This window comes from Streptomyces sp. NPDC052020, assembly GCF_040680575.1.
Taxonomy (GTDB): Bacteria; Actinomycetota; Actinomycetes; order Streptomycetales; family Streptomycetaceae; genus Streptomyces.
Genome location: NZ_JBFAWY010000039.1, coordinates 17,040 through 39,072, shown reverse-complemented (window position 1 = coordinate 39,072; position 22,033 = coordinate 17,040). Strand labels below are relative to the sequence as shown.

Here is a 22,033-nt window from a genome sequence, read left to right as displayed (position 1 = left end):
GCCCCGCCCCGCGCGGTCAGGCCATCTCGACGTAGCGATGGACCCGGTCGAAGCGCCGGGCCGCCACGTCCCGGCGGCGGATCACCCAATGGGCCACGCCGGAGTCCAGTTCCGTGACGTCGTCGCCGCACCTCCAAGTGGCCAGGAGAGCCCAGTCGTCGGCGCCCTCTGCGTGGGCCGTACCGCCCAACTCGCAGGGGCCGGCCTCCTCGGGGCCACGGGCGTAGTGGACGGGGTCGTTCTGGGGCGAGACCGGGTGACCGCCGATCTGCAGGGTCCAGGAAGGGCGGTAGCCGCCCACGTGAGCCCAGGCGTCGCCGAGTTCGCCGGCGAGTTCGAACTGCTCGTCCTCGGGGAATTCGCCCCATCTGTCGAGGGCGAAGCTCTCCGGCATCTGCGCGCTCGGCTGGTGCCAGACCGTGCGGAGCTCACGCGGCCGGTACGGCTCGCGCCAGGTGTGTGCGCGGAGGCCCGGGGTTGTCGGGGTTCCGGCGGGAACGTACAGCACCGCGTCGGACACTTGTCCCCCGGCGAGCACCTCGGTGCCGGAGAAGAGGAGCAGGCGGCCGTCGGCGGGGAGCGGGAGGCCGGTGGCGCCCGGCGGGAGAGCAGCGAGGTCGACGCAGGCCACGAGGGGAACGGACGGCCTGGGCACGCCGTGCGGCAGCATGGGCTCTCCGCCGACCCGGGCCACGAGGGGGCCGTCACCGCCCTCCGCCAGGTACACCGCCGGACGGGCGACACGTATCCATTCCTCCACCTCCTCCGGGGGCAGCCCCCGGGATGCCGCCTCGGCCCGGAAGCGGTTCATTCTGTCCCTGCTCGCGTCGGTCACCGGGCTACCCTAACGGCCTCCTGGGCGCGCAGCGGCAGGACCGAACGCGCTCGAAGGCACGGCGTTCGGCGATGCCCGCCGTTGAACGAGTGGCGCGAGCGTCAAGTCAGCGTCGGGACGGCGCCCGCAACGCCCACACCGCACTGATGGCGCGGCGGCCGGACCACAGATCAGGAGGCCCTCGCGGCCGGCTCCAGAATCGCCGCGCACTCCACGTGCGAGGTCACCGGGAACAGATCGAACGCCCGCAGCGTCCGCACCCGGTACCCCCCGTCCCGGAAGTACCCCAGGTCAGGGGCGAACGCAGCCGGGTCACAGGCCACGTAGGCGATCCGGTGGGCGCAGGCCCTGGCCGTGTTCCGCCGTGCGCGAGCCGGCGAGCCCGAGGCCGCCGGCCCGCGCGAGCCGCTCCACGATCTCGGATACGGCCTCGACCGCACCGTCGAGCAGGTCATTGAGGACCTCTAGCGTGTCACGGCCATGCTGATGCCGGTCATCCCGGGCCCGGCTCGCGCACCTGTGCCCCGTGAACGCCGTGAACTGGACGGATGGCCCGGCAGGCCCAGACCGTGCCGACGGCGGCACGATGCCGTGCGGCGCCGTGCTTGGCTGCCGCTCACCCGAAGGCCGGCTCCCGTCGTGTGCTGCTCGCCCGGGTCGGAAAAGCCGCAGCCGCCGGTGAGGACAGCCCGCCGCAGAACACGCTGACGATGATGGCCGTGGTCCGGCGGACCGCAGCCTTGTCGCCGTCTCCGCTCACAGGACCTGTGTACGACGTGGGTGGGGGCGCGGCCACTCGTGCCCGGTTCGGGCGGGGCGGCTGTAGCAGCCGGAGCCCTCGAGGACCGGCTTCAGTGAACTGGCCGCTGCCGGACAGGCCCGCCGCCATGCCGCCCGTGCGGCTGCCCAAGAGCGGGGGCGAGCGCCAGGCCGCGGGTCGCCAGCCGGGCCGGCCGCCCACGTCCGGGCCGGCTCCTGCGTCGACCAGGAACCGACGGGCCGGTACGCGCCGAGTCCGGCGCCGCGCGCGGCCGGCTGCTGCCCGGGGCGGAGGAGCCGTCAGGGGACGAGGTACCGCTGCGTCTGCGCCAGCGGTTACGGGGATGGTCCCTCCCGCCTGCCGGGGGAGTGGCCTCAAAGTAATCGTCCTCGGCCGAGTCGTTGAACGTCTGACGCCTCAGGGCGAGGACGGCACCGGGCGGGCGCTGACTGGCGGCGCGAAGCCGCCGGTGCTCGGCACTGCGGCGGGCTTGTCCGCGACTGCGGGCTCGGTGGTGACGGTCTGGTCGGCCGTGATCTCCTGCATAGAACGCGGCACACGCCGCGACGACCTCGCAGCCCGCCGGCACACAGAGGTGCAGGCGGCCCCGCCCGGAATCTCGGCGTTCCGGCGTACCTATGGCTGTCACGCTGCTGGAGTCAGGTCGGTTTGAGTGATGTGTTCGGTTGGCGTGCTGGTCAGGGCGCGGTAGACCTCTCGGGCGACGAATCGTTTGAGGCAGCGCATGACGTCGGGGCGCGGTGAGTGGCGGGTGGCCGTGTCCAGGGGTGAAGCTGGAGGTGTCCGCCGGGCAACGGGAGAAACCGTGCGCGGCGTTCCTTTCGGTGCCTCGGGTCCGGCGCTCTTCTCGCGGTCGGGTCCGCGCCCAGGGACGCCGGTGTGGTCGGGTGACTCGAAACCCGGGATCGGGGAACCGGAAGTGGTGCCCTGACCCATGAGGGGAGGACGGGTGCCCGGACGCCCGGCTTTCTCACCGGAAGAAGGACCATGATGGCGCACGAAGAGGACGACGGGCGCACCGACGGCGACGGCGTCACACGCCGCCGTCCGCTGCGTGAGTGGCACGTCGCGGAGACGGTCGAGGTCGCGGTGCCGGTCCGCACGGCCTACAACCAGTGGACGCAGTTCAAGGCGTTCCCGCGCTTCTCGGCCGTGGTGCGCGACGTCGAGCAGCTCAGGCCCACCGCCACCGCGTGGATCATCGGCTACGGCCCGCTGCGCCACCGTTTCCCGGTCGAGATCGTGGAGCAGGACCCCGACGCCTACCTGGCCTGGCGTGGCCTGGAGCAGCACCCCACCCACGAGGGCGAGGTCGAGTTCAGGACCACGGGGTCCGGCGGCACAGCGATCACGGTCCGGATGCTCCTGCGGCCGCACGGGGCCGCGAAGGTCCTCACCCGCTCCCCCGGGTTTACGGGGCTGACCGCCCGGCTGGTGCGCGCCGAACTGGTCAACTTCAAGCACTTCATCGAAGGGCTCGGCCAGGAGGGCGGCGCCTGGCGCGGCACCATCCGCAACGGCCGCGTCCAGCACGACACCCCGGAACCGCCCAGGAGCCGTGTCGCCCAGTGGCCCGTCGGCTGACCCGCCCACCGCACACGGCAAGAGAAAGGCCAAGCGATGCAGAACCCGCCCGGTCAGGAGCCGGAGCCCTCCCTCTCCGTAACGCCGCCGAAGAAGTGGGCGGCCGGGGTCCCCGCCGTCCTGCACGCGCTGGAGTACTCCCTGGAGCAGACCTCCCCGCGCAAGACCGGGGTCGACCTGCTCACCATGAACCAGGTGGGCGGAATCGACTGCCCCGGCTGCGCGTGGGCCGACCCCGCCCCGGGCCGGCGCCATCGCAACGAGTACTGCGAGAACGGCGCCAAGCACATCAACGACGAGGCCACGACGCGCCGGATCACCGCCGACTTCTTCCGCGAGCACAGCGTGTCCGATCTGGCCGCCCGTTCCGACATGTGGCTCAACCAGCAGGGCCGGCTCACCGAGCCGATGATCAAACGGCCCGGATCGGACCACTACGAGCCCATCGGCTGGAACGACGCCCTGGGCGTCCTCGCGCAGGAGCTCAAAGGGCTGGACTCGCCCGACGAGGCGGTCTTCTACACCTCCGGCCGGGCCAGCAACGAAGCCGCTTTCGTCTTCCAGCTCTTCGCCCGGGCCCTGGGCACCAACAATCTGCCCGACTGCAGCAACATGTGCCACGAGTCCAGCGGCTTCGCCCTGAACGAGACGCTCGGCGTCGGTAAGGGCACCGTGAGTCTCGACGACCTCCACCACGCGGACCTCATCTTCCTGGTGGGGCAGAACCCGGGCAGCAACCACCCGCGGCAGCTCTCGGCCCTGGAGGAGGCCAAGCGCAACGGCGGCCGCATCGTGGCGGTCAACCCGTTGCCGGAGGCGGGGCTGCGGCGCTTCAAGAACCCGCAGAAGCCGCGCGGGGTCGTGGGGCGGGGCACCCAGATCGCCGACCGCTTCCTGCACATCAAACCGGGCGGGGACCTCGCCCTGTTCCAGGCACTGAACCTGCTGCTGCTGGAGGCGGAGGACGCGCGTCCCGGCACCGTCCTGGATCACGACTTCATCAACGCCCACACCTCCGGTTTCGAGGACTTCGCCCGGCACGCCCGCACCGTCGACTGGGACGACGTGCACGCGGCGACGGGACTGACCCGTCAGGAGATCGAGAAGGTCCGCGACGAGGTCCTGCGCAGCGAACGCGTCATCGTGTGCTGGGCGATGGGCATCACCCAGCACAAGCACGGCGTGCCCACCATCCGGGAGATCGTCAACTTCCTGATGCTGCGCGGCAACCTGGGGCGCGCGGGCACGGGCGCCTGCCCGGTGCGCGGTCACAGCAACGTCCAGGGCGACCGCACCATGGGCATCTGGGAGCAGATGCCAGACACCTTCCTGGACGCCCTGCAAAAGGAGTTCGGCTTCAACCCGCCGCGCCCGCACGGCCTGGACTCGGTGAACTCGATCAAGGCGATGCTGGAGGGCCGCATCAAGGTCTTCCTCGCCCTGGCCGGGAACTTCGTGCGCGCGGCGCCCGACAGCGAGGTCACCGAGAAGGCGATGCGTTCGTGCCGGCTGACCGCCCACATCTCCACCAAGCTCAACCGCTCGCACACCGTCAGCGGCGAGACCGCCCTCATCCTGCCGACGCTGGGGCGCACCGAGCGTGACGTCCAGGCCGACGGCGAGCAGTTCGTCACCGTCGAGAACTCCATGAGCGAGGTGCACACCTCCCAAGGGCGGCTCGAACCGGCCTCGCGCATGCTGCTGAGCGAGGTCGCCATCCTGTGCCGGCTCGCCCGGCTGACCGTCGACGGCGTGGGGGACATCCCCTGGGCCAGGTTCGAGGGCGACTACAACACCATCCGCGACAGCATCTCCCGGATCGTGCCCGGCTTCCACGACTTCAACGCCCGGGTGACCCGCCCGGGCGGCTTCCAGCTGCCCAACCCGGTCAACGAGGGCGTGTTCAGGACCGAGACCGGCAAGGCCCGGTTCACCTGTAACGAGCGGGTGGTGCCCCTGGCCCCCCAGGGGCACCTGCTGCTGCAGACCCTGCGCTCGCACGACCAGTGGAACACCATTCCGTACACCAACAACGACCGCTACCGCGGCATCCACGGCAGCCGCCACGTCGTCCTGGTCAACCCGGCCGACCTGTCCGAGCTCAGCCTCGCCCAGGGCGACCGGGTGGATCTGGTGAGCGTCTGGGAGGACGGCACCGAGCGCCGGGCGGAGAACTTCGAGGTCGTGTCCTACCCGGCGGCCAAGGGTTCGGCCGCCGCCTACTACCCGGAGACGAACGTCCTGGTGCCGCTCGACAGCGTCGCCGACATGAGTAACCAGCCCACGTCGAAGGGCATCGTCGTCCGCCTGGAACCCACGGGCGACCGGTCCCGGCCGGCACCCGTCTGACCGGGACCGGGACGGTCGTACCCCGGGCGGGGCCCGCGGACGCAAGGCGGTGACGTGCCGACGGCCGGAGTCAGGGGCGTTCGTGTCATGGACCGTGGGAAGCACCTCCGACACGCTGTCGTCGACTCAGAGGCTGGCTCGGTAACATTCCCTATGTCTCATTCGTCGGTATCGGAGAAAGTGCCCAGAAACCGGCTACAACTCTGGAAGAGCCGCAGGTCAGCCAGTCTGCTCCCCGCTCCCGCGGGGGTGGTCCCCTCCCTCAGGGACGGGGCGTTCCTCCGTGCCGCTGCTCCCCGCTCCCGCGGGGGTGGTCCCACCACACTCGCCGCCGTCATCCTGATCGCCGCCTGCTCCCCGTGCCCGACCACCGAGGAAGGTGCGGGCGGGCACCGTGCCGGTCGGGGCGCCGCTCGGTCCGGTTGATGCGGCGATCATCCTGGGCCTGCGGGCCCGCCTCAGGGGCAGCGTCCGGCACGGATGCCGGGGGCTGAGCGGCCGCCGAGCGGGGCCGTCGGTACGACCGCGGGAGGGGGCAGGACCAGCGCTGCGAGAGCGAGCACGGCACGGCCTGGCCGGGAAGGGCGGGCGTGCGCGCCGCTCATCGCTCATCCCGGCGGCAGTGTCCGGCGTGAGGGGTCCCCGACCGTGGACCAGTCGGGCACAGTGAGAACGCTGCAGAGATCCCGAAGTTGCGTCAGGCCATGAAGAGGCATTGGAGAAAGGGCGAACCTCCTGGCCACGGGATTGAGGGACCAACGGGGCTCAGGGCAACTCACGGGATGTCGCACAGGCAGAGAGGGCCCCGAGGACCTCTCCGACCAGGCCGCGCGGACACGGTGCGCGGCAGCCGGGCCTCACCCGCCGCTGCACCCGCTCGGCCGCGGCCGAGCGGCACGCGTCCACCACCCGGCACGGAACTGCCGGGGACCCCGCTCACCGGTCGGCCGCACGGGGGCTGGACCGCGCGCAGGCCGGGGTGCGCGCAGGCCGGGGTGCACGCGGGCCGGGTCGCGCCGGAGTGCGGCCGGCCGTGGTCGGGCGGGCCGGCGGGACGACGCTGAGGACGTGAAGGCTGCGGAGGACGCCGGATGCCCGTCGCGCCCTGGGCGCCGGCCCGTTGGTCACGTTGCGGGCGGGGACGGTCGGGAGGCGTGCAGAGGGGTGCCGTGGAGGGCCTTCGAGTCGCCGCCGCTCCCCGTTCGAGTCCCGGGGACGGGGACGAGGACGAATTGCTGGCGAGGGCTGTCCATACAGGGGTGCTGAGCGACCTCGGCGACGTCGTTCCGGTCGATCTCCCGGCCGACGGTGACACAGGCATCGCCCCGTGCGGTCCGCATGCTGTACGCCGGTTGTCCGGCGAGAGGGGCGAGGGGGACCGGTTCGAGCTTCACGTACTGACGGGGATCGTCGTCCCGGCACGGGCGGGGAAGCCAGAGGGAGCCGGTCTCGGAAGAGGCGAATGCGGCACACCACGGACCCGCTCCCCGGATCGTGTTTGTCGGCCGCGCCCGGTAGAGGTCGGCGCTGATGCGCTCCACGGCGAACACCTGGTCCCGCGAGCCGGTACATGTCCATTCGACCACCATGGCGAGGGAGCCGCTGCCCTCACCGGTGCCGTCCAGGCAGCGGTCGGGGTGGCTGTGGACGGGGTGTATGCGGTATTCGCCCGCGGCCACGGGGCCACCCTGGGCCGTGGCCGACGGCACCTGAAGCCGGCTGTCGCCGCTGTGCGGTGTTCCCCGGACGGTCCACGCGGCGGTGACGGCCAGCAGTGCGCCGCCCGCGGCACCGAGTGCCAGGAGCCTCGCGCGATGCCGCAGCCGACGCGGCCGGGAGGCGCGCGGATGCGGGTCCGGGGGCCCGGCCGGAGGGGAGGCGGCGGTGCGGCCCTCGCCGACCGCGGCGAGCCTGCTGCGTGCCGCCGTCCAGACGGCCACTTCCCGGTCGGTACAGCCGCAAGCGCGCAGGAAGACCCTCAGGTGCTCCTCGCGAGGAAGCGTCGCCCGCTGCAGGACGTCCGCCAATGTACTGCGGGGCAGAACATCGCCCGATTCCGCCGCCTTCATCTCCAGCTGCCTATAAGTCACGTTCGCGCATTCTTTACGCGCGCGCAGGAGTGCGACGAATTCCGCAGCGTTACCGGCGGTCGCCGGATCGGGAAATGCGCGTTTGCTTTCCACCGTCACGCCCCTTTCGGGGGCCGTCACCGCGGCCCTGGCCTTTACCGTCGAGAACCGGGGCACAGCCTGACCTCCCTCCCGGCGAGGAGACAAGAGCCCTTTCCCGCCAGCCTGGCGTCATCTCTGCCCGGGTCATTGTCCGGATGACGCCCGGACAAGGCTGCGACCAGGCCGGACGGTGTCCGCTCGTCCGGGACGGCCATCCGCCGTTGCCCGGATACCGTCGCCTCCCCCAGGCTTTGAGCGATTCCGGCGGGCGCCTTCCACCGGGAACGTCATGCAACGCCGTCCGCACAGCGAAAGGATTCCTATGAAAGGCAAGATCGCCAGCCTGGTCGGTGCCGTGGCCGTCGGTGCCTTGATGATGGCCCCGGGTACCGCGCACGCAGCCGCGCAGAACTTCGACATCTACACCACGGACGCGAATCAGGGGGGCAACGCCTGGGGCACCCTGGTCACTGGCGCGGCGTGGAATGAATGTTCCTACGCCAAGCTCAAGGACGACGCCGAGAACGCTCTGTGGGACACCGCCGCAGACGGGCGTGCGGCCGTCGCCTGGCTGGTGTACACCCGCTGCAGCGACGGGGTGACGGACAAGACGCTGCTCGGTCGGGCCGGCGGATCGGGCACCGTGGTTCCGCTGAGCACCGCACCGGAGTACGACGTCAGGAACGCCAAGGTCATGGTGTGCCTGACCGACACCCTCTACTGCCGGTCCAGCCGCTGATCCCGTCCGCGGAGCGCTCCCGGCCGGGCCGTACCGAAGCATCGGCACGGCCCGGCCGGCCTTCCCTCGGACACCCCGTCGCCCGTCCCGGGCATCCTCGACGACGCCGTCGGTGAGTCGTCCGGGGCGCACGTCACGCCGGCCTTCGGTACGTGGTCGACAACCTCGGTGACCGGGACGCCGTCCTGGTCGTGGACGACACCGGCTTCCCGAAGAAGGGAGTGCGCTCGGGCGGCGTGCAACGCCAGTACTCCGGCACCGCCGGCCGCACCGAGAACTGCCAGATCGGCGTCTTCCTCGCCTGTGCCACCGACCGCGGGCGGACGCTGATCGACCGACGTCTGTATCTGCCCGTCTCCTCGCCAGCGAGGTGGCCATCGCCAAGACGATGGTCCCGCCGCGCGATCGCCGACAAGATTCCCTTCTGGTGGGTGACCGTGGACGCCGCCTACGGCTTTTCCAACGGCGGGCGCTACGAGCTCGAGCGGGCGGACGTCTTCCACGTCATGGCCACCACCCGCCACGACACCGTCGTCACCCGCTTCGTGCTCGACCACCCCGTGCACGACCTGTTCCAGGGACTGCCCCGGCAGAAGTGGAAGCGCCGCTCTTGCGGCGACGGCGCTCACGGCCTGCGGATCACCATGACAAGTACCGCCGTCTCGTCCGCGTGCTGGGAGTGAAGCCGCTGATCGCGCGACGCGGCACCGAACACGGCTCCGGACTCGGCACTCAACGCTGGGTTGTCGAGCGTGCCTTCGCCCACCTGCACTGGTTCCGCCGCCTGCGGATCCGCTGGGAGATCCGCGGCGACATCCACGAAGCCTTCCTCATCCTCGGATGCGCACCGCTCTGCTGGCGACGCCTGAACTCAACTGTCGATCGCTAGTTCTTCTGCAGGGTGCGGGTGACACCGGCGATGACGGCGGTCGTGAGCATCCAACCGAAAGCGATCAGCAGGTAGGCCAGCCACTGGAGGCCGTTGTTCGACCAGTACCACCCCGCGCGCTGTCCCAGACCACCGATGGGAATCAAGAGGTCGAGTGTGTAGACCAGGGGCTGGAACGGGACGCCTTCACCCGGCTTCACCGGGGTCGGAGAGTGGGTACCGAAGACCAGGGTGCCCAGCAGGGCCAGTGTCAGGAGCCAGACGCCTGCCAACCAGGGCCGGTAGCCATAGCCTACGGTCACGTCGAGCAGGTGCCCCCACGCCCGTGCCGGCAGGGACAGGGTGAGGCGTCGGTGGCGCTGTTTGGCCAGGAGCACGCGGCGGGCGTCGTCGTCGTGGCCGATCCGCCGGTACCAGCCCGCGAGTTGCTCGTAGGGCTGCGGGGCATACCCGGGATTCCGACGGACCCGACGTGTGGCAGATCTTCGCCCCGGACAGGTCAAGACGGCCGGTGATACGCGTCCCGGCGAGACGCAGGGCGGCTACGCCCCCAGACCGATCGTCGTTCGCGCCGAGCAGCATGCGTATGGAGCATGCCGCAGCATACGGAGACCGTGATCACCGCATGACGGGACGGTGAAGCCGCCGTGAAACGGTGAGGGGTACGAGTGAGCGATGGCTGACGGCAAAGCGGCCGGAGTTGTTACGGCGCCGCACCGCAGGGGCAAGGCGGCCGCCGAGGTTCGGCGACCTGCTGCATTCCTGCCCGGGCGGCGTCGTCCTGGCTGAGGTCTTTATGGGCTTTGGCCCAGTAGTACAGGGAAATCTCGGTCAGCTCGGCGGACAGCAGGCCGCTATCCAGGACGGTGGTGAGACGGTCGACGGTGCGCTGGCGGTGTTCGTGCTGGCGGCGGGTGATCGCGGTGAGCACCGTGCGGGTCCTGCCGCCCGGCGCTGCGTCCGCGCTCCGGACCGCGTCGGAGGCCTCGGCCGCCACGCCGGGCGCTTCGTAGGCGCCGGTCAAGGTCCGCGAGATGGCCTCGCCGGGTTTCCACCAGGAGCTCGCCGCGCACCAGGCCGTCGCGCCCCCGAGCCGCGTCGCCCCCCGATCGCGGAGGCGGCGGAGCGGCAGACCAGGACGATGCGGGCGCTCAGCCTCCCGGCGTTCCCCGAGCCGGAGGCGACGGCCGACGACCAGATGGCCCCGATCGAGCAGGCCCGCATCGAGCGCCGCCAGGCCGACGTCTCCCACTCTGCGGCCCTGCGCCGGGCCCGAGCTGAACGCGCTGCCCGCCGGGCCGGGCGATGGCGGTGGCGGCTGCCGTGATACTGGCCGCCACCGCCCTGCTCGCCGTCAGCCTCCGCCGGCCGGTGCCCTGAGCGGGCGCCGGCTCGTGGTGCCGGTCAGCGGCCGCAGCCGACACGCTCCGTGGACAGCGCCAGGTCGTCCAGGCGCAGGTCGTAGGAGTCCGGGGTGGGATTGCCTTGGTAGAGCTGCCAGCCGATGCGGACGGTGTCGAAGGCGGGGAAGACGAAGTCCACCGGATTGCCACCGTGCCGGGTGGTAGTGACGGTCATGTCCGGCTGGGGCTCGCCGTCGATCCACACCGCCACGCGATTGTCCGAGGCGTCCATCTCCCACTCCAGGCACGTCCACTTCCCCGATTCGGCCGGGGCGGACTCGCGCCAGTCGGTCCAGTCGCCCGTGGGGCCGCCGTCGGAGCCGATGCCCCACAGCTGCACCCCGTCGCCGACGGTTGGCACGTACTGGCCGCCGATCGGCCGGACCACGCTGCCGTCGCCGCGGCCGGTGGCTTCCACCAGGGTGAAGTGGGCCCAGTCCGGAGCGGTGGGGAAGGCGTCGACCTTCACCCGCATCCGGCCGAAGAAGCTGTTGTCCGGGGCGGAGAAGTCGTCGACCTCCAGGAACGCGTATCCGTTGCCCTCGGTACGCACCCGGAGCACTTGGTCCGCGCCGCGCTTCCCGCCGTGTCCGCGGCCCCGCTCGCGTTCGACGGACAGCGCGCCGTTCCGGGTGTCCACGCCCCAGTCCAGGCTGGTGCCCGCGCCGCGCGGCAGCTCCTCGAAGTCCTCGCAGAACAGTAACGCCGGGTCGGGGGCGCAGCCGCCAATCGGCCGACCGCCGTGGCGGTCGTGGGCCGGAGCGCCGCCGGTGGCGGCCACCACCGTGACGCCGGCCAGGGCGACGGCGGCGAGCAGCCGGGGCAGCCGCCGGACGGAGGGGAGGGGAGAGCGCATGCGAAGTTCTCCATCGGGTGAGGTCGGAGGGATTGCGTGGACCTTTGTGGGAGCGCTCCCATAAAGGCCGCCCGGCACCCTACGGCAACCGCGGCCCCCGCACCAGACGATTGCCGAAGTGCGCCGGCACCGCCCGAGACGACTGGGGAGCCGAAGCTCGACGGTTACCGGGCGATCGTCTTCACGCCGTGGCCGGCGCCCGGCCCGGTGCTCGTGCAGTCCCGCAGGGGCAGCCTGATGCCGCAGTACGCCGCTGCGGCCGGACGCGGCGCGCGACCTCGCCGAGTGGCTGACACCAGCAAAACCCCAGCACCCGTGGGAGGGCGTACGGTTCACGACCTCCTGGGGGTCGCGCACCCCCCTCGACGTCGTGCTCGTCGAACCGAAGCTGGTCGCCGAGATCCCGGTGGACACGGCGCAGGAGCGCGGATTGTGGCGGCACCCCGTGCGCTTCGCCCGGCTCCGGCGGGACGTCGCGGTCACGGACGTCCCGCCTTTCGGCGCGGGCGCCGAGCCCGCCAGCGGCTGACCGCCCTACCGCCGCTTCCGGCGGGGTGCGTTACGGGCCGGTGAGGACGTCCTGAGTGCCGATCCGGCGCCGTGTGACACTTCCGCGGACGCATCCCGTAGGACTCCCTGACGCACCAAACTCACGACCACGGCCTTCGTGCTGATCCACTCTGTGACGGAGCACAGGACAGACGGAGGCCGCCTACGTGTCCGATGAACTGCGAAAACGCCGATCAAGTTCGAGTCGCATTCGACGTCGGACCATGAACGACAAGCTTAGTCAAAGGCTGCCTTTCTCCCCGGCCCCGTACGCGAGCAGGGTGGGCGTGTAACCGGTTTTACCTCGTTGGGCATACCGGGTCCGCTGACTGATCCGGCAAGTACGCCGTGCGTTCCTGAGGGGTGAGATCGCGATTGACGGCACGGCAGATTTTCTCGATTGCTTCGGAGGGCTGGGGGAGGGTCGTATCCCAAAGCCGCGCGGTGTTGTCGGTGCTGCCGGTGGCGAGGGTGCGGCCGTCGGGGCTGAAGGCCACCGACGCAACGCTGTCGGTGTGCCCGGTCAGGGTGGCTTCGGTCTTGCCGACGGTCACGTCCCACAGCCGTGCGGCCGGGCCGTCGCTCGCGGTGGCGAGGTCGTGACCGTCGGGACTGACGGCCACCGACCACACCCTTCCAATGCCTGTCAGAGTGGTGCGGGTCTTGCCGGTCGCGACGTCCCATAGCCGTACGGTGGCGTCGGTGCTGCCGGTGGCGAGGGTACGGCCGTCGCGGCTGAAGGCCACGGAGTTCACATCGCCGGTGTGCCCTGTCAGGGTGGTGCGTGTCTTGCGGGTGGTCACGTCCCACAGCCGCGCGGTGTTGTCGATGCTGCCGCTGGCGAGAGTGCGGCCGTCGGGGCTGAAGGCCACCGAGACCACCGTGCCTGTGTGGCCGGTCAGGGTGGTGCGGGTCTTGCCGGTCGCGACGTCCCACAGCCGTATGGTGGCGTCGTTGCTGCTGGTGGCGAGAGTGCGGCCGTCGGGGCTGAAGGCCACCGACCACACAATGTCGGTGTGGCCTGTCAGGGTGGTGCGGGTCTTGCCGGTCGCGACGTTCCACAGCCGTGCGGTCTCGTCGGCGCTGGCGGTGGCGAGGGTGCGGCCATCGGGGCTGAAAGCCACCGACATTACCCCGTCGGTGTGGCCTGTCAGGGTGGTGCGGGTCTTGCCGGTCGCGGCGTCCCACAGCCGTGCGGTCTCGTCGGCGCTGGCGGTGGCGAGGGTACGGCCGTCGGGACTGAAGCCGACCGTATTCACCGCGTCGGTGTGGCCGGACAGGGACGTGCGTGTCGCATTGGGGGTCACGTCCCAAAGCCGTACGGTTCCGTCGACACCGCCGGTGGCGAGGGTATTGCTGTCGGGACTGAAGCCCACCGACCACACTTCGCCCGTGTGCCCGATCAGGGACATGCGTGTCGCACGGGTGGCCGCGTCCCAAAGGCGTACGGTTCCGTCGGAGCTGCCGGTGGCGAGGGTGCGGCCATCGGGGCTGAAGTCCACTGTGTCCACATACTCGGTCTCGGGGTCCGTCAGGGTGGTGCGGGTCTTGCCGGTCGCGACGTCCCACAGCCGCACGGTGTGGTCGCCGGTGGTGGCGAGGGTGCGGCCGTCGGGGCTGAAGTCCACCGACCACACCTCGGTGGTGTGGCCGGTCAGGGTGGTGCGGGTCTTGCCGGTCGCGATGTCCCATAGCCGCACGCTCTCGTCGGTGCTGCCGGTGGCGAGGGTGCGGCCATCGGGGGTGAAGCCCACCGAATTCACGGCGTCGGTGTGGCCGGTCAGGGTGGTGCGGGTCTTGCCGGTCGCGACGTCCCACAGGCGTACGGTTCCGTCATCGCTGGCGGTGGCGAGGGTGCGGCCATCGGGGCTGAAGCCCACCGCCGTCGCCCTGTCGGTGTGGCCGGTCAGGGTGGTGCGGGTCTTGCCGGTCGCGACGTCCCACAGGCGTACGGTCCCGTCATCGCTGGCGGTGGCGAGGGTACGGCCGTCAGGGCTGAAGGCCACGGACCACACCCTGTCGGTGTGGCCGGTCAGGCTGGTGCGGGTCTTGCCGGTCGCGATGTCCCACAGGCGTACGGTCGTGTCGTTGCTGGCGGTGGCGAGGGTGCGGCCATCGGGACTGAAGCTCACCAGATTCACTTCGTCGGTGTGGCCGGTCAGACGCCGATGCAGGGGGAGAGCCGCAGCGGTCCGCAGGCTAGCGATGGACTCGCGAGTGTGACTGGTGCGGTAGGCCTGTACGGCAAGCAGCGAGGCGAGCTCAGGGTTTGTGCCGAAGAGCGTGTCGGACTGGGCGGCGAGCTGCCGGGACTGCGCTGCTTGCCGTTGGGCGTTTGCCGTTCGCCACTGCCAGAGGGCGCCCCCCGTAGCGAGAAGTGCGAGTACGAGCACGCTGGCCAGGATCGTGTTGAGGCGCCGGCTGCGTCGGATGTCGGCCTGTTGACGCTGTTTGCTGACGGTGAGGAAGGCTGTGATGTCGCCTGGTAGGCGACGTCGCCGTGACCACTCGAGGCCTTCCGCGAGTGCTGTTCCCCCGAGAAGGTCTCCAGTGTCGGTTGTCGCCACCCAGCGGGCCTGCTGTTCGCGGGTGCGGTTGAGCCATTCCTGGAAACGGTGATCCTGGCTGATCCACTCGCGCAGTGCGCCCCAGTCACGGATGAGCGCGTCATGGATGAGTTCGGCCACTGGCTCGCCGGGCGGGGCGTCTGGGCGCTGTGGGTCTCGCAGCGTGTGGGTGGTGATGATGCGATGGCGTGTGAGGGCGGCCATGACGGTGTCGACGTCACCGTCGGGTGCGTCGCCGGGGCCCGCTGCCAGGTCTCGTAGTTCGTGGAGAGGGACCTGCGCTCGGACGGCCGGTATGTGACGGCTAGGGTCGGCGGGGTGCACCAGCGCGGTCAGGATGCGCCGTGCGATGGGACGTTGCCCGGAGGCCAGCCCCTTGAGGGCGCTGTCGCACCAGGTGGTCAGGCTTCCGCTGACCGCTCCAATGCGACGATAGGCCTCGTGGGTGAGGTATCCGTCCTGACGACGGAGCCACAGCTGACTGAGCGTCAGCTCCAGCAGGGGCAGCACGGTCACGGGTGCCTCCCCGGCTGTCGCTGTCTCCAGATCGGTGGCCAGGACGTCGGTGATGATCTGTTCCGGCAGCCCTGGTTGGAGACGGAGTCCCACGTCCTGAGCGGGCAGGACGATGATGTCGTGCAGGTCCTGCCGGGTAAGGGCCCCCGGTACGTTGAGGAGCCCGGGCATCGCCTTCTCCAGCACCGTGGGGGCCAAAGCGGCCAGTTGAGGGTAGAAGTCGTCACGCATGACCAGGATCACGCTGAGTTCGGCGAGTGAGTCGACCGCTGCGGCGATCTGGTCCAGAACGGCCGTGCGGTTGCGCTGGTAGCCATTGGCGGTCTGGGTGAAGAGTTCTTCGAACTGGTCGATGATCAGCAGGATGCGGTCGTGGGCGGGTTCAGCCGCAAGTCGACGGGTGACCGCCGTGGCCATCCCTTCGGTGCTGGCCCCGGGCAGCCCCGCGCGTTCGATCTCCGCCGACAAGTCCTGCCTCGGCCGGGCTAGCACCGGCAACCATCGGTCACTGCCCGGCAGTTCCCCAGCGGCCAGTGCGCGCAGCACACCGGCCTGGATCAGAGACGACTTGCCCGACCCGGAGGGCCCGAGCAGCAGCGTGAGCCGCCGCTGGCGGGCCAGGTTCGTCACGACCTGCCGTACTGCATCTTGCGGCCTTCGAACCACCGTGCTTGGTCTTCGGTGAACGATTCCAGCCCCCGGTAGGGGCACAACTCCTGCTCGGCCAGTTCCGGTAGGAGCTCCCGCAAGACCTGTGTCGGCGTGACATACGCGATGCCCTGGCCTCGTACGTACTCGTCGGGAGCTGTGATCTCGGTGAGCATGCCGATGACCAGGCCGGTTATCTCGTCGAGGACGGGCCCGCCGCTGAATCCGGTCGTGAGGTCGTTGGCGGCCGTCAACTGCAGGTGCGGGCCCCTGCCGCCGACAGCTGGCAGCAGATCGCCGGCCACACCGAAGCCGAAGTGCCCATCCGGCGGGGCCTGAGCGGGAAACCCGAACGAGCGCACCTGGTGGCCCCGGCAGCCCGCCGCCGAGCCCAACAGTAGCGACCTCATGCTCGCCGACTTACTGCTCAGGTGAAGGACGGCCACGTCCTCGTCCTCGGGAGCACGCCACAGCCCTGACACGACATGCCCCTCGGCCCGAAACCTATCCGCTACGTGGGGAAAGACCACGCCCACTCGCTCCCCGGGCCCGCCTCCCGCCGCCCGGACGACGTGTGCACAGGTGACCAGGACACCCTCGGTCACCAAGAAGCCGGCCCCCGCTACTTTCCCTCCCGGCCCGAGGATCTGTGCCACGGCAGCGGGCAAATCCGACGCTGTACGGCCGTCCGACACCTTCCCGACGCCTTCCACCGGATCAGCCCGGATTCTCGTGCGGGAGAGGATGACCAAGTCCTTCCTTCACCCACGACAAGGTCACCTTCAGATGGCAACTGGCCTGGCTCTTGGCGATCACGGCCCCGGCCTCGGCCGCAAGGTCGACACCGAACTCGACCGTAATGTTGTCGGGGTGAGCCCTGCGCAGCTGGTCGAGTGTGGCGTGCGCCGCCTTGGCGACCGGCTCCAGAGCCCCCTGCAGAGTCCCCGGTAGCTCATGAACGGCGTCACCGATGCGACCGGCCTTCACCGGCCCTTCCAACGCACCCGCCGGCCCCTCGACCGGAACCCAGCCCCCGCCCTCCACCGGAACCCGAGTCAGAGGTGTCAAAACGCCTCCTCCGCCTATCGTGCTCACCGCAGGCGGCCGACGAGCGGGGTGCCGTCGGCGCCGATGCCGCTCCCTGTCGCCCCGTGAGTGAGGCCGCCAAGCGCCGTGAACGGAACTGCGACGTTGTCTTAATGCCTGGAGCAGCGATCGATGGTCGTCGACGTCCCGCTTCGGCGTCCTGGCCAGGATCCCCGCACATGGCAGGCGCCGCATCTCGGAGCATGCAGTTGAGGGGGGGGGCTGCCAGCGCCCACGCCACGACGGCCGTACAACTCGTCCACGATCCACGGCCGATTCCCCACACTCCACGAACGGCGGAGTCGTCCTACTCGTCAGGCACGCCAGTACGCATTTACAAGATCGTGTTACGGGGCTCTAAGGAGTGCTTGCTTCACCGCGGACGGGCCGAACCGGCTGTGGGTCACCGACCTGACCATGATACCCACCGGGGAGGGGCCGCTGTGGCTGTCCGCGATCCGCGACGCGTTCTCCCGCCGGGTCGTGGTCTGGGAGACCTCCGCCCGTGCGGACGCGGATCTGGTCCTCACCTCGCTGGAGTATGCCCTGGCCAGCCGCGAAGTCGCCCCCGGCCAGCTCGTTCACCACGCTGACCACGGCTGTCAGTACACGTCCGTGAAGCTCACAACGCGCCTGGTCAGGGCCGGTACCCAGGCATCCAGGGGCTCGGTCGGCGACTCGTTCGAGGTGACCGATTCAGCCGCTGTTGCTGCGGTAGCCCGAGCGGTAACCGGGGCCGAAACCGGTGGCAGACCATCCCTATACCAGGACATCGCCTGGCAAGTGGAAGTGCACGCCCCAAGGTCCATCCGGCGGCTCGCGAACGGCGGCTGGCCTCCCGGCCCCGCTGGTCACCTCCGTGGCAACGCGAGCAGAGCTACCGTCTCCGCGCGGCTCCCGGCGTCCGAACCGCCGAGGCGGACGGCCTGGATGTGGCAGAGCCTGGCGACCACCGGCGTCCACACTTCCTCGGCTGGGACACCGACCAGACGGGCGACGCAGGAGGACCAAGTGTGCAGGCCCATGGCGAGGCCGGTGGGCAGGCCTGGGTCGGGAAGCCGGGGGAAGGCCGAAGCGGCGGGCGGCGGTGAGGGCGGGGGAGTGCCGGAAGCACGGTGGCCGACGGTGGCTTCGAGCCAGGCGAGGTGCCAGTCGGCCGCGGCGGACCGGTGGCGCTCCGGAGCCAGCCAGGAGTAAAGGCTCGTCACTTCGCTGGCGATCACGTCCTGCGGTGCGTACCCGCTCGGGCCACCGGAGCCGGACGTCAGGACGCTGTGTGCACGGTCGCTGGTCGCCGCCAGAAGATGGCCCCAGACGAGAGGCGGGCGGCCATAGGGGAACAGGCCGGGGCTGCATACCGCCGCACAGGGGCGGGGCTGCGCGGCGGTGACGAGTCGCGACCTGCGGCGGACGGTTCCGGCCGCCGGGGCGAGGTGTACGCATCTACTGCGACAGCATGTAGGGGGCGGGGCGGGCATGAGGATCGAACCAGTGACTAACTCAGGGCCGGGGGCGTGTTGCGTGTGCCGCGCGCCCGGGTGGTGCCCTGTCCCCCCGCCGTCGTACACCGCAGCGGTCGAGCGGTACCTCACCGGCGCGGGCATCGCGAAGTCCTCCGCGCGGATCTACCGGATTTCGCTGACGACGTGGGGATGGATGCTCGCCGGCGAACCGGTGCCGACCGGACCCGCTCGCCGGGGCGCGAAGCCGCCCCGTCTTCCCCGTCACCGCGATCGACGGCCCCGCCCTGCCAGAGGCCCTGGCCGAACCGGCGGCGGCCCGGGCGAACGAGATGGACGCTGACACCGTCAATCGGGAACTGGCCATCCCCCGCAGGGCAATCGGCTGGTGGCAGCGCCAGGGTCGGATCGTCGGTGACCCGACGATCGGCATTGAGCGGCGGACAGCACCGCCGGACCGCATCAGGGATCCCTCCGAGAACCAGATCGCCGCCCTGTGGCGCGTGCGCCTGCCGTCCAGCAGCAGGCCCCGCAGATAGACCTCACCCCACCGTCGCTGTTCCGCTCGCGCGAACGGCTCGAGCATCTCCGCCGCGAAGTCCTCCAGATCACACCGGACCCCAGCCAACTCCCCACCCAGCACACCCAGCCAACGACACGACCAGTCAAGAAGAAACGCCATCACAGACCACACATGACCAAGCCCCACTAGGGCACCGCGCCCCGTGCCACGCAGAAATGCCAGTAGCCGCTGAGGATCTGAGTGCCGACGGTGGCAGGAGGTTCGGCTGGTGCGGTTTCCGTCCGCCTTGCACCCGGTGCGAGAGCGGCTCTGCGCTCTCTCGGCTTCGTGCCGGTGGTGGTGTTCTGGGGCGGGGTTTTCCGGGCTGGTCAGCGGTTGTTTGTGGGTGGACACTGTCATGAAGTGAGAGATTGATGGGCGGGATCGCTGTCGTAGGGCTTCATCGCATGGCGGCCTGTCTCAGAAGCTGTTGTCTTTTCGATCTTGAGCAGTGGTGGTCGAACGCAGATTCCCAGTGGATTGTCTCGCCGTGGCAAGGCCGTGAAGGTAGCATCTCCTGATGCTACGGTGATCGACACCAACAAGCTGTTCAGGAGGCCCTACCGGTACGCACCAAGAGCCCCGCAACGCCCAACCGGGACTCCCTTTCGACACGCATCTCTCAGGATCGGAAGGAGAACAGCCGCTTAGCGTTGTTAGTCCAGGATGGATTCGTCGAAAACGGTCTCTGACCACTCCAACGTATTAAGGTCCTGCTGCCAGGCGCGACGCTCAAGTCCGATGGACGCGATGGTGCGAAAATTCTTCCCGTTGACCCGGAACTCTGTTGTTTTCACCTCACCGTCCTTAGACCAGACAATCTCGGGGATCCACACGCAGTCGCAGGTTCGGGTCTCCACCGTGAGATCGATATTTAGTGTTCTTCCACCGACGAGCTCCTGAGGCAATGCTTCCTTGCCTTTAAATCTCACGGTTGCGAAGTCGGCGCCGCCATCAAGGTCGGCATACGCTCTTAGCTCTACGGGACCTCCTCCGCACTGGCCGTTCTGCAATCCGACCAACGTCGCTTCGTCAGCCGTCGGAGCCGGCTTTCGTTCGAGGATCTTGATTTTCAGCTCCTTGACCTGCAGCGGCCTGTTGTCGACAGGTTGGATATCAATGCTGAGATGTGTGCTGGTGGGGTCTCCCGCTGTGTCATCATTTATGATCTCTGGATCGGGGTTTCCATCCTTTAACACGGGTATGTTGCTGAATTCGCTGGGGGGTTTGTTAACTACCCATGCCTCCCACGGGCACAGATAGCCATTACGTAAAGACTGAATTCCCTGTGCCTCTGCCTCGGACTGATCTGCTTGCCTGCCTGTCACCGACGAGGAAGGAATGCCATGTGCGGGGGGAGGGGACACAGGCGCCGGCGACGATATGGAGGTGGATGGCTGGACGCCCGGCTTGGTAGAGACCGCAAACCTCGGCGAGCGCGAACCGGACACATACAGGGGTGGCTTCTCTTCTTTGAACTGATCACTGATCCATGAGAAGCCACCAGCTATTCCAAGCCCGATGACCGAGACGACAACCGGCGCGATGATCGCCGTAGCGGTAAAGTTCCCGTCTCTCAAAGGCAGATACCGTCGCCAGTCGCCCTCGGTACTTGAATTGGGCTCTGCCTGCCCGTCGGGTGCGGGCGCGGGGGGCGGGGAGGCGGACGCGTGCGGCTGGCACGACGGTTCCGGCTCTGTTCCACCCTGTGGTGGCTCTGGTGAGTCAGGCGATCGCGAGGTGTTGTCTGACACGAGGACCTCCTGCAACGGGTGGAGTCATCGTCGCAGAAGATGCCCCATCGAATGCTGTGTTACCGGTAGTTCGTTAAATCCGGTGATGGTGTGGGTTGACTGCAGGTCGGGTTGGTCGTAGGCCGGTGGTAGGAGTCAACTGGCTTGCTGTGGGCTGAAGATGACCGCTCGCCGTCCGTGCCCGCTCGCGCCGGGGCCGTTGGAGGAGTGCGCGGCCCGGTTCGACGACCTCTTCTTCAGCCTGGCCCAGCGGCGGGGCTTTCGCGAGTACCTGACCGGGCTGCTGGCCCCGCGGGAGTGGAACAAGACGATCACCTGCCTGGCAGGAGCGGAACCGGTGGCGGGTGCGGGGATGCCAGGGGTGCAGCGGCTGCAGTTCTTCCTGTCGAGTCGCCGTGGGAGGCCGAGCTGATCAACGACCGGCGGCTTGAGCTGCTGCTCGAGTAGCCGGCGACGGCTCCGCACGATGGCGGGGTCATCGTGATCGACGATTCCGGGGACCGCGCACGTGGGCCGGCAGTGGCTGGGCCGGTTGGGCAAGACCGACAACGGCATCGTCAAGGTGGCCACGGTGTGGACCGACGGCCGCGTGTGCTACCCGCTGCACGCGACTCCCTACACCCCCGCCCACCACTTGTCCGGCCGCTCCGACCAGGCCTTCCGCACGAAACCGCAGATGGCCGCAGCCCTCGCGGCCCGCGGGAAGGCGGCGGGCTTCGGCTGCCGGGCGGTGGTCGTCATCCAGGCCGTCGCCGACCCCGAGAGACACGGCCTGTCCGCCCTGGGCACCGCCGCGCGCGCCGCGGTGGCGGACGACCTGGGCGTGGAAGTCCACCAGATCGTCCTCGTGCGCCCGGGTGGGCGCCGACGACCCAGAGCGGCAAGGTGCGCCGCACCGCCTGCCGGCAGGCGTACGCCGCCGGACTGCTGGATCCGGTCCACACCACCCCCGCACGCGGCGTCTCCCCGGCCGCCCGGCCCGGGACGCCGCCGCGGAGCGCGATACGCCCGACGGTCAGGGCCCTGCCGGCCGAGCGGCGCGCCGCGGCGGTCGCGGCGGAAGTGCGCCACCGCGTGGCCGGACTTCTGGCGGTCCGACCCGCGTCGGTCGAGGACGACGTGCCGATGGCGGCCCAGGGGCTGGGGTCGCCGCACGCCAGCGAGCTCCACGGGGCGGCCCTGAGCCATGACTTCGACGTCCGCCTGCCCTTGTTCGACTTCCTCCAGGGCGACATCACGGCGGTGACCGCCGGTATCCTCCGCCGGCTCGACGAGGGCTGAAGC

At 69.9% G+C, this 22,033-nt stretch carries 17 protein-coding genes and 6 pseudogenes; 10 read left to right on the top strand and 13 right to left on the bottom strand.

The window, feature by feature from the left end; all coding sequences use genetic code 11:
- Positions 1–16: 16 nt before the first annotated feature.
- From AB0L74_RS29315 to AB0L74_RS29305, 3 genes and pseudogenes are all read right to left on the bottom strand, one after another.
- Positions 17–835 carry a DUF1963 domain-containing protein gene (locus AB0L74_RS29315; RefSeq protein ID WP_365658796.1) on the bottom strand — a complete coding sequence of 273 codons (819 nt, stop codon included), beginning with the start codon at positions 833–835 and terminating at the stop codon, positions 17–19.
- Between the two features lie 170 nt (positions 836–1,005).
- Positions 1,006–1,213 (bottom strand): annotated as a pseudogene (locus tag AB0L74_RS29310) (RNA methyltransferase); the annotation flags it as partial.
- Between the two features lie 799 nt (positions 1,214–2,012).
- Positions 2,013–2,141: a hypothetical protein gene (locus AB0L74_RS29305; RefSeq protein WP_365658793.1), complete on the bottom strand. Its 129-nt coding sequence runs from the start codon at positions 2,139–2,141 to the stop codon at positions 2,013–2,015.
- Between the two features lie 462 nt (positions 2,142–2,603).
- Between AB0L74_RS29305 and AB0L74_RS29300 the strand changes: the two genes are divergently transcribed.
- Together AB0L74_RS29300 and AB0L74_RS29295 are read left to right on the top strand one after the other, a co-directional pair.
- Positions 2,604–3,200, top strand: coding sequence for an SRPBCC family protein (locus tag AB0L74_RS29300; protein ID WP_365658790.1), 597 nt, complete (start codon positions 2,604–2,606; stop codon positions 3,198–3,200).
- A 36-nt stretch (positions 3,201–3,236) separates the two neighbouring features.
- The gene (locus AB0L74_RS29295) at positions 3,237–5,549 is read left to right on the top strand and encodes an FdhF/YdeP family oxidoreductase (RefSeq protein ID WP_365658787.1); all 2,313 of its coding nucleotides are present in this window, start codon (positions 3,237–3,239) and stop codon (positions 5,547–5,549) included.
- Positions 5,550–6,673: 1,124 nt separating this feature from the next.
- Here the strand turns inward: AB0L74_RS29295 and AB0L74_RS29290 are convergent.
- Positions 6,674–7,639 (bottom strand): RICIN domain-containing protein, encoded by a 966-nt coding sequence (locus tag AB0L74_RS29290; protein ID WP_365658784.1) that lies wholly within the window; start codon positions 7,637–7,639, stop codon positions 6,674–6,676.
- A gap of 403 nt (positions 7,640–8,042) precedes the next feature.
- Here AB0L74_RS29290 and AB0L74_RS29285 point away from each other — a divergent pair, with 403 nt between their 5' ends.
- From AB0L74_RS29285 to AB0L74_RS29275, 3 genes and pseudogenes are all read left to right on the top strand, one after another.
- A complete protein-coding gene (locus tag AB0L74_RS29285) occupies positions 8,043–8,459 on the top strand; it encodes a hypothetical protein (protein WP_365658781.1) in 417 nt (138 codons plus the stop codon).
- 149 nt (positions 8,460–8,608) lie between these two features.
- A pseudogene (locus AB0L74_RS29280) lies at positions 8,609–9,100 on the top strand (transposase); the annotation flags it as partial.
- Between the two features lie 5 nt (positions 9,101–9,105).
- Positions 9,106–9,348 (top strand): annotated as a pseudogene (locus tag AB0L74_RS29275) (transposase); the annotation flags it as partial.
- On the opposite strand, the pseudogene AB0L74_RS29270 reads toward AB0L74_RS29275, so the two are convergent.
- Positions 9,345–9,815, bottom strand: a pseudogene (locus AB0L74_RS29270) (oxidoreductase); the annotation flags it as partial. The pseudogenes AB0L74_RS29275 and AB0L74_RS29270 overlap by 4 nt on opposite strands.
- Before the next feature lie 236 nt (positions 9,816–10,051).
- The gene (locus AB0L74_RS29265; RefSeq protein WP_365658778.1) at positions 10,052–10,372 is read right to left on the bottom strand and encodes a hypothetical protein; all 321 of its coding nucleotides are present in this window, start codon (positions 10,370–10,372) and stop codon (positions 10,052–10,054) included.
- Positions 10,373–10,489: 117 nt separating this feature from the next.
- On the opposite strand from AB0L74_RS29265, the gene AB0L74_RS29260 reads away from it, so the two are divergent.
- Positions 10,490–10,675 carry a hypothetical protein gene (locus AB0L74_RS29260; RefSeq protein WP_365658775.1) on the top strand — a complete coding sequence of 62 codons (186 nt, stop codon included), beginning with the start codon at positions 10,490–10,492 and terminating at the stop codon, positions 10,673–10,675.
- A gap of 77 nt (positions 10,676–10,752) precedes the next feature.
- Here AB0L74_RS29260 and AB0L74_RS29255 read toward each other — a convergent pair whose 3' ends face one another.
- The gene (locus AB0L74_RS29255) at positions 10,753–11,607 is read right to left on the bottom strand and encodes a hypothetical protein (protein ID WP_365658772.1); all 855 of its coding nucleotides are present in this window, start codon (positions 11,605–11,607) and stop codon (positions 10,753–10,755) included.
- A 370-nt stretch (positions 11,608–11,977) separates the two neighbouring features.
- Between AB0L74_RS29255 and AB0L74_RS29250 the strand changes: the two genes are divergently transcribed.
- Positions 11,978–12,136 carry a hypothetical protein gene (locus tag AB0L74_RS29250; RefSeq protein WP_365658769.1) on the top strand — a complete coding sequence of 53 codons (159 nt, stop codon included), beginning with the start codon at positions 11,978–11,980 and terminating at the stop codon, positions 12,134–12,136.
- A gap of 319 nt (positions 12,137–12,455) precedes the next feature.
- On the opposite strand, the gene AB0L74_RS29245 is transcribed toward AB0L74_RS29250, so the two are convergent.
- The 3 genes from AB0L74_RS29245 to AB0L74_RS29235 all read right to left on the bottom strand — a co-directional run bounded on the left by AB0L74_RS29245 (position 12,456) and on the right by AB0L74_RS29235 (position 16,955).
- Positions 12,456–15,869 carry a hypothetical protein gene (locus tag AB0L74_RS29245; RefSeq protein ID WP_365658766.1) on the bottom strand — a complete coding sequence of 1,138 codons (3,414 nt, stop codon included), beginning with the start codon at positions 15,867–15,869 and terminating at the stop codon, positions 12,456–12,458.
- Complete coding sequence (locus tag AB0L74_RS29240; RefSeq protein WP_365658845.1) at positions 15,866–16,492, bottom strand: serine protease; 627 nt, start codon at positions 16,490–16,492, stop codon at positions 15,866–15,868. The genes AB0L74_RS29245 and AB0L74_RS29240 overlap by 4 nt, the downstream gene beginning before the upstream one ends.
- A gap of 112 nt (positions 16,493–16,604) precedes the next feature.
- On the bottom strand, positions 16,605–16,955 hold the full coding sequence (locus AB0L74_RS29235; protein ID WP_365658764.1) for a CU044_2847 family protein: 351 nt from the start codon (positions 16,953–16,955) through the stop codon (positions 16,605–16,607).
- Positions 16,956–17,195: 240 nt separating this feature from the next.
- Here AB0L74_RS29235 and AB0L74_RS29230 point away from each other — a divergent pair.
- Positions 17,196–17,639 (top strand): annotated as a pseudogene (locus tag AB0L74_RS29230) (DDE-type integrase/transposase/recombinase); the annotation flags it as partial.
- Positions 17,640–17,824: 185 nt separating this feature from the next.
- Here the strand turns inward: AB0L74_RS29230 and AB0L74_RS29225 are convergent.
- The 3 genes and pseudogenes from AB0L74_RS29225 to AB0L74_RS29215 all read right to left on the bottom strand — a co-directional run bounded on the left by AB0L74_RS29225 (position 17,825) and on the right by AB0L74_RS29215 (position 20,575).
- Positions 17,825–18,196, bottom strand: coding sequence for a hypothetical protein (locus AB0L74_RS29225; RefSeq protein WP_365658761.1), 372 nt, complete (start codon positions 18,194–18,196; stop codon positions 17,825–17,827).
- Positions 18,197–18,941: 745 nt separating this feature from the next.
- Positions 18,942–19,076: pseudogene (locus tag AB0L74_RS29220) on the bottom strand (IS701 family transposase); the annotation flags it as partial.
- Between the two features lie 575 nt (positions 19,077–19,651).
- The gene (locus AB0L74_RS29215) at positions 19,652–20,575 is read right to left on the bottom strand and encodes a hypothetical protein (protein ID WP_365658758.1); all 924 of its coding nucleotides are present in this window, start codon (positions 20,573–20,575) and stop codon (positions 19,652–19,654) included.
- 334 nt (positions 20,576–20,909) lie between these two features.
- Between AB0L74_RS29215 and AB0L74_RS29210 the strand changes: the two genes are divergently transcribed.
- Together AB0L74_RS29210 and AB0L74_RS29205 are read left to right on the top strand one after the other, a co-directional pair.
- Positions 20,910–21,161 (top strand): hypothetical protein, encoded by a 252-nt coding sequence (locus AB0L74_RS29210; protein ID WP_365658755.1) that lies wholly within the window; start codon positions 20,910–20,912, stop codon positions 21,159–21,161.
- Between the two features lie 473 nt (positions 21,162–21,634).
- The gene (locus AB0L74_RS29205) at positions 21,635–22,030 is read left to right on the top strand and encodes a hypothetical protein (protein WP_365658752.1); all 396 of its coding nucleotides are present in this window, start codon (positions 21,635–21,637) and stop codon (positions 22,028–22,030) included.
- The last annotated feature ends 3 nt before the right edge of the window (positions 22,031–22,033 follow it).